General features: G+C 66.1%; 6 protein-coding genes. 4 read left to right on the forward strand and 2 right to left on the reverse strand.

Annotation, left to right across the window (positions count from 1 at the left end):
• Positions 1–233: 233 nt before the first annotated feature.
• From AC1DJW_RS14570 to AC1DJW_RS14580, 3 genes are read left to right on the forward strand one after another with little or no spacing between them, the layout of a single operon-like run.
• Positions 234–1,424, forward strand: coding sequence for an XdhC family protein (locus AC1DJW_RS14570; RefSeq protein WP_476901739.1), 1,191 nt, complete (start codon positions 234–236; stop codon positions 1,422–1,424).
• On the forward strand, positions 1,415–2,353 hold the full coding sequence (locus AC1DJW_RS14575) for an FAD binding domain-containing protein (protein WP_390282574.1): 939 nt from the start codon (positions 1,415–1,417) through the stop codon (positions 2,351–2,353). Before AC1DJW_RS14570 ends, AC1DJW_RS14575 begins: the two co-directional genes overlap by 10 nt.
• A gap of 2 nt (positions 2,354–2,355) precedes the next feature.
• Entirely contained in the window at positions 2,356–5,178 is a 2,823-nt protein-coding gene (locus tag AC1DJW_RS14580; protein WP_390282576.1) for a molybdopterin-dependent oxidoreductase, read from the forward strand.
• Between the two features lie 51 nt (positions 5,179–5,229).
• Here the strand turns inward: AC1DJW_RS14580 and nboR are convergent, their stop codons facing one another.
• Positions 5,230–5,859, reverse strand: coding sequence for a nicotine blue oxidoreductase (gene nboR, locus AC1DJW_RS14585; RefSeq protein ID WP_476901740.1), 630 nt, complete (start codon positions 5,857–5,859; stop codon positions 5,230–5,232).
• 202 nt (positions 5,860–6,061) lie between these two features.
• On the opposite strand from nboR, the gene AC1DJW_RS14590 reads away from it, so the two are divergent.
• Positions 6,062–6,253, forward strand: coding sequence for a YegP family protein (locus AC1DJW_RS14590; protein WP_236812809.1), 192 nt, complete (start codon positions 6,062–6,064; stop codon positions 6,251–6,253).
• Between the two features lie 57 nt (positions 6,254–6,310).
• Here AC1DJW_RS14590 and AC1DJW_RS14595 read toward each other — a convergent pair.
• Positions 6,311–6,709, reverse strand: a 399-nt coding sequence (locus AC1DJW_RS14595; protein ID WP_476901741.1) for a transketolase-like TK C-terminal-containing protein, incomplete at its 5' end; no start/stop codon positions are given.

Below are 6,709 nucleotides of genomic sequence, written 5' to 3' on the forward strand. Positions count from 1 at the left end.
CGATCGTCACCAACCGCATAGTGCGGACGACGACGGCGGGCGGCGGTGGGGTACGGCCGCTCCGCTAAGGACCGGGGTGGGAAATGAGAGGCCCGCCCCGGTCCTCTTCGCGAAACGGGTGATCACCCACCCAAGCTTCCCCGAACACACGCAAGGAATGAGAATATGAGGCAAGATCGCACACTGCCCCGGGCGGGTCTCCGGTCCGGGACCTCGGTAAAGGAGGTGTTGCCATGCTGGATTTGATGCCCTCGCTGGGCACCTGGCGACCCGCGGTCTCCGGGCAGCGATGCGCCGTCGCCACCATCGTGGCCGTGGGAGGTTCCGTGCCCCGGCCCCCCGGCACGTCCATGCTCGTTTCCGAACAGGGCGACGTGCTTGGCAGCCTCTCCGGAGGCTGCGTGGAAGGCGCCGTGGTGGAGGCCGCCCTTCAAGCAATGCGCGACGGCGGCAGTCGCCTCGAGTCGTTCGGCTACAGTGCCGAGGACGCGTTCGCCGTCGGGCTCACGTGTGGCGGCGAGCTCGAAGTCCACATCCAGCCGACCGGGGCCGCCGGCCTGGACTTGGCTTCATTGAACAACGCTTTCGGCGGCTCCTCCCTGGCACTCATCCGCAGGCTCGACGCCGCGGGAGGCGCCGTCGTCGTTCCCGATCCGGCAGCTTTTTCCGCCGCAGGTTCACAAGAACTTTCGGACCTTCTTGGCGGGGATGACTCCGTGATCCGCGCGGCCGCGGCGCAGCTTGAACCGCTTATCCGCGGAGGCCGTGCAGGGATGGTGCGGCTCGCCCCGGCCGAAGGCTGCGGGGGCTCCGGGCCGGAAACCGAACCCATCACCCTCTTCGTGGAAAGCCGCCTGCCCGCGGCCCGCATGCTCATCTTTGGCGCCAACGACTTCGGCGCGGCATTGCTCCCCGCCGGGAAACTCCTGGGCTACGAGGTCACCTTGTGCGATGCGCGGCCCGCTTTTGCGAGCCAGGGCCGTTTCCTCGCCGCCGACCACCTTGTCACGGACTGGCCGCACCGCTACCTTGCCGCCGAAGCAGCCGTCGGCCGGATCGATTCCCGCACCGTCGTTTGCGTGCTGACCCACGATCCCAAATTCGATATTCCCCTGCTGGAAACTGCACTCGCTTTGGATCTCGCCTATGTGGGAGCCATGGGTTCCAGGCGCAGCCACCGGCAGCGGATTGATGGACTGCTGGACTGCGGCATCCCGGCCGCGGCCCTTGAGCGCCTGCATTCGCCGATCGGGCTGGATCTTGGCGCGGTCACTCCCGCCGAAGTGGCCGTTTCCATTACCGCCGAAATCCTCGCGTCCCGCGCTCCGCAGCCGGCCTCCGCCCGGGGTTCGCTCAAGGACGGAACGGGACCGATCCACCGCACCAACACCCCCGAACAAACCCAGGAGAACCCATGGACATGAACACCATCGAGTCCGTGGTTGCCACCACGGATCCAGGCCAGTGGCGCGAGGGCGATGCTTGGCTCGCCGGCGGCACGGTCCTGTTTTCTTACGGAAGCCCGGTGGGCAGCGAGGAGCCGCTCAAGCGGTTGCTTGACCTAGGGCAAGCAGGCTGGCCGGCCGTAAACGTGAGCGACGCCGGCATTGAGCTGGCCGCCACCTGCACCGTCGCCGAACTCTACGCGCTCCCGGTGTCTGACGCTGTGGCCGGCCGGAACTGGCCGGGACTGGCTCTTTTCCGGCCGTGCTGTGACTCTTTCGTGGCTTCCTTCAAGGTGTGGAACATGTCCACCGTTGGCGGCAATGTGTGCACCGCCCTCCCCGCCGGGCCGATGATTTCGCTGTGCGCAGGCCTGGATGCGAGGGCCACCATCCTTGGCCGGCACGGCAGCAGCCGTACGGTTCCAGTGGCCGAGTTCGTTACAGGGGACGGGAAAAACTGCCTGGCACCCGGCGAGCTCGTGCGCAGCATCCAGCTGCCCGCGTCGGCCTTGGGGGCGAAGGTCGCCTTCCGCCGGCTCTCGCTCAGCAACCTCGGGCGATCCGGGGTCCTGCTGATCGGAAGGCTCGACGCCGATGGCAGCTTTGTCCTCACCGTCACCGCCGCCACCAAACGGCCTGTTCAGCTGCGGTTCGCTGCCGCGGAGTTGCCGGACGCCGAGCGGCTGGCCGCCGCCGTCGCGCATTTAATCCCTACAGAGCTGTACCACGACGACATCCACGGGCTCCCGGAATGGCGCCGCGACATGACCTTCCGACTTGCCGAGGAGATCCGCGCGGAGTTGCTCGAGCCGGTTCCGGACGGACCGCTCACCGTCTCGGGCGATTTCTGGCCGCCGCACGCCACGTCGCCGCAACCATCCACCCAACTCGCACAGAAGGAGGCCTGAGCATGGCAATCGAGATCAACGGAACCGCCACCGAGGCCGCACCCCGCCCGGGCCAGTGCCTTCGGACGTTCCTGCGCGAACAGGGCAACTTCGGAGTCAAGAAAGGGTGCGACGGCGGCGACTGCGGCGCGTGCACCGTCCACGTGGACGGCACACCCGTGCACAGTTGCATCTACCCCGCCGTCCGCGCCGAAGGGCACTCGGTCACCACCATCGAGGGGTTGTCGAACGGGGAAGAGCTTCATCCCGTGCAGGAGCAGTTCCTGGAAAACCAGGGCTTCCAGTGCGGTTTCTGCACGGCCGGCATGATGATGACCGCCGCCACCTTCGACGAGGAACAGAAAGCCAACCTCCCGCGAAACCTCAAGGGAAACCTGTGCCGCTGCACGGGCTACCGCTCCATTGCGGACGCCGTGTGCGGTAGCCACGGGCACGACGACGGCGACGCCGCGTCGCGGGCCGGCGCGGGAGCTAAGGGTTCGGGCCAGCTCGGCGACAACGTTCCCGCCCCCGCGGGTCGCGCCGTCGTCACCGGCACCGCCCGCTACACCCTCGACGTCCCCGCGGAACAGCTCCCGGGACTGCTGCATCTGAAGCTGCTGCGCTCGCCACACGCGCATGCCCGGATTGTTTCCATCGATACGACGGCGGCCCTCCAAATACCCGGCGTCGTCGCGGTTTTCACGCATGAGGACGCGCCGGACCGGTTGTTCTCCACGGCCCAGCACGAGCTTTACACCGATGATCCCGACGACACCCGCGTCCTCGACAACGTGGTGCGCTTCATCGGCCAGCGGGTTGCCGCCGTCGTCGGTGAATCGCTGGGCGCAGCGGAAGCCGGGGCTCGGGCCATCAAGGTGGAGTACGAACTCCTGGACGCTGTCTTCTCGCCGCAGGACGCGTTGCTGCCCGGTGCGCCAGCGATACACGGAGAGAAGGACGGGGAAACGGCCCGGATTTCCCGCCCACAGAACAACGTCGTGGCGGAGGTCCATTCCGAGCTGGGGAACGTCGAAGCCGGATTTGCCGCGGCCGACTTCATCCATGAGAACACGTACCAGACCCAGAGGGTGCAGCACGTCGCGATGGAAACGCACTGCTCCATCGCCTGGGTGGAACCCTCCGAGAACCCCGGGGAGGACCGGCTCATGGTGCGTTCCTCCAGCCAGGTCCCGTTCCTGGTCCGGCGGACACTTGCCCGCGTGTTCGATCTTCCCGAAGACCGCATCCGCGTCGTGGCCGGGCGCGTCGGCGGCGGGTTCGGCGGCAAGCAGGAAGTGCTCACCGAGGATCTCGTGGCCATGGCGGCACTCAAACTCCGCCGGCCCGTGCAAGTGGAATTCACGCGCACCGAACAATTTACCGCCACCACCACACGTCACCCCTTCACCATCAAAGTCAAGGCCGGGACGAGCAGTGACGGCCACTTGACCGCGATGAAGGTGGACGTGGTCACCAACACTGGTGCATACGGAAACCACGCGCCTGGAGTGATGTTCCACGGTTGCGGCGAATCCTTGGCCGTCTACAAATGTGCCAACAAGAAAGTGGATGCGCAGGCCGTCTACACCAACACGGTCCCGGCCGGCGCCTTCCGTGGCTACGGCCTGAGCCAGATGATTTTCGCGATCGAATCCGCCATGGACGAGCTCGCTGTCGGAATCGGCATGGACCCCCTGGACTTCCGGCTCAAGAACATGGTCCGGCCGGGTGACGACATGCTCTCCACGAACCCGGAACCGGAAGAGGACGTCTTCTACGGCAGTTACGGTCTGGACCAATGCGTGGCGCTGGTCCGCGATGCCCTCGAACGCGGCGGCCAACGCTACCGGGACGCCGGGCTCGACGATCTCGGTCCGGAGTGGGTCACGGGCGTCGGTTCCGCGCTGTCCATGATCGACACCGTTCCGCCTCGCGGGCACTTCGCCCACACGCGCCTCAGGCTCCTGCCGGACGGTACGTTCGACGCCGCCGTCGGGACGGCCGAGTTCGGCAACGGCACCACCACGGTCCACGCCCAACTGGCGGCGACCGCCCTGTCCACCTCGGCGTCGAACGTGGCCGTGCGCCAGTCCGATACGGACCTCGTGGAGCACGATACCGGCGCGTTCGGCTCCGCAGGAACCGTGGTGGCCGGGCAGGCAACCTTGCTCGCAGCGCAGGAGCTCGCAGTGCGGATCCGGGCCGTGGCTGCTGCGTTTGCCGGTGTTTCGGAGGCGGAGTGCCTGCTCGAGGACGGTGCGGTGCGTTGCGGTGAGCGGGTCTTGGCGCTAGCGGAGGTGCACGACGCCGCGCGGCAGCAGGGCATGGAACTCGCCGCCGAAGGGCGTTGGGGCGGAACTCCGCGTTCGGTTGCCTTCAACGTCCACGGATTCCGGGTGGCCGTGAACACCGGCACGGGGGAGCTGCGGATCCTGCAGAGCGTCCAGGCGGCCGATGCCGGCGTCGTGGTCAATCCACGGCAATGCCGCGGCCAGGTGGAAGGCGGAATCGCCCAGGCGCTGGGTGTCGCACTGTATGAGGAAGTCCGCGTGAACGACGCAGGCAAGGTCACCACCGACATCCTTCGGCAGTACCACATCCCTTCCTTCGCGGACGTGCCACGCAGCGAGGTCTACTTCGCGAAAACGAACGACCAGATGGGGCCGCTCGGCGCGAAGTCCATGAGCGAGAGCCCGTTCAACCCCGTTGCGCCCGCGCTGGCCAACGCCATCCGGAACGCCACCGGGGTGAGGTTCGCGGCGCTCCCTATCGCCCGGGACAAAATCTACCTGGCACTGAAGGACGCCGCCGCCTCCGCCCCCACCCAACTGACTCGCATTTAATGTCGTTATCGAGCCTCATAACGGCATCTATTGCTAGTCAGTTGGGGGTGGCTAGCCGCTGAGGAGGTGCAGCTTGTCTTTCGTGTCCACGTCGGCTCCGTCGGCGAGGTCGCTGCAGTCGATGACGTCCACGAGGCCGGGGTGTGCTTTGAGGAAACGGCGTGCTCCGGCGTCGCCCACGGCCGATTCTGCTACCTCGGCACGGAGCGAGACGTCGATGATCAAGGGGTGGCCGCGCCTTAGCTTTGTTGTGTGGCCACCGTCGAAGGCGGCTTCCGGGTATCCCGCCGCGGTCACCCGGCCGGCTTGGTGCGCTGCTAACAGCCTGGCGACGACGGCGGGGGTCACCCCAGGCTGGTCCACCAAAGTCACCATGACATTGTGGCCGTGTGTAGCTGCCGCAATACCGGTGCGGAACGAGCTGGCCATGCCGGTCGCCCACTCCGGGTTGTCGACGACGAGGTACTTGTCCAGCTCCGTAGCGCCACGGACATCCTCGGCTCCGGCACCGAGCACTACGACTACCTTGGAGCATCCGCCGTCGAGCAATGTCTTGGCGAGCACTTCAACCAAGGTGCGGCCGCGGAAGGGCAGCAGCGCCTTGGGGCCGAGGCCCAGGCGTGTCCCTGCGCCGCCGGCCAACAGCACACCAACGGTGGGCGCGGGGCTGGAATCGTTCATGGGGTTCACCCTATCCATGCGCCCTCGAGAGATCTCTAGGTTCACCTTGCACTCCAATATAGGTCTACCGAAAAAGGTTGAATATTACCCGCGGGTAGGCCTTCTGGCTGGCTCCCATGGCCGATATTCTCTTAGGGACTTCACGAGAGTCAGTGGTCATCGAAGGGGATGCAATGACGCATCCGCGGTGGAAAGAGGGTTTATGTCTGGCATTTTCGAAATCTTGACGGCTGGGGAGCAATCGTTCCGTTTCCGGTTGAAGGCCGATGATGGAACGGTAGTGGCAGTGTCGCCCAGGTTCCCGGATATTGCGGCCCTTGTGGCCGGTATCAACGCAGTCAGGGAGAATGCCGCCACAGGATTCGTGGTGGATCGCCGCTCGCTCGGAGCGTGACAACAAATCGGCGGTAGTGCTCATGGAGCACTACCGCCGATTCTTTTTTGCACCTGTTTAGGAGTCGCCCCCCGAACCGCCGGTGGTGCCGGCAGTCACGTCGAGCAGTTTGTACCGATCGATGGCGTACGACGGCGCACTCGGGTCAACCTCGCCCCTCGCCGCGAGGAGTTGGAGGGCTTTGACGACGATGGAGTGGGTGTCGTTTTTGAAGAAGCGGCGTGCGGCTTGGCGGGTGTCGGAGAATCCGAAGCCGTCGGCGCCGAGGGAGGCGAATTCGTTGGGGATGAATTGGCGGATCTGGTCGGGGACGGCCTTCATGTAGTCGGTGACGGCGATGACCGGTCCGGTGGCGCCGGCGAGTTGCTGGGCGACGAACGGGGTGCGGGGTTCTTCGCCGGGGTTCAGGAAGGCGTGTTCTTCGGCGGCGAGTCCGTCGCGTCGGAGTTCGTTCCA

The sequence above is a fragment of the Arthrobacter sp. 05L417 genome (assembly GCF_056397865.1).

Bases quoted from the DNA above. Each gene is read 5' to 3' on its own strand.
- AC1DJW_RS14580 (WP_390282576.1), top strand. From the start codon at position 2,356: ATGGCAATCGAGATCAACGGAACCGCCACCGAGGCCGCACCCCGCCCG.
- AC1DJW_RS14590 (WP_236812809.1), top strand. From the start codon at position 6,062: ATGTCTGGCATTTTCGAAATCTTGACGGCTGGGGAGCAATCGTTCCGT.
- nboR (WP_476901740.1), bottom strand. From the start codon at position 5,859: ATGAACGATTCCAGCCCCGCGCCCACCGTTGGTGTGCTGTTGGCCGGC.
- AC1DJW_RS14575 (WP_390282574.1), top strand. From the start codon at position 1,415: ATGGACATGAACACCATCGAGTCCGTGGTTGCCACCACGGATCCAGGC.
- AC1DJW_RS14570 (WP_476901739.1), top strand. From the start codon at position 234: ATGCTGGATTTGATGCCCTCGCTGGGCACCTGGCGACCCGCGGTCTCC.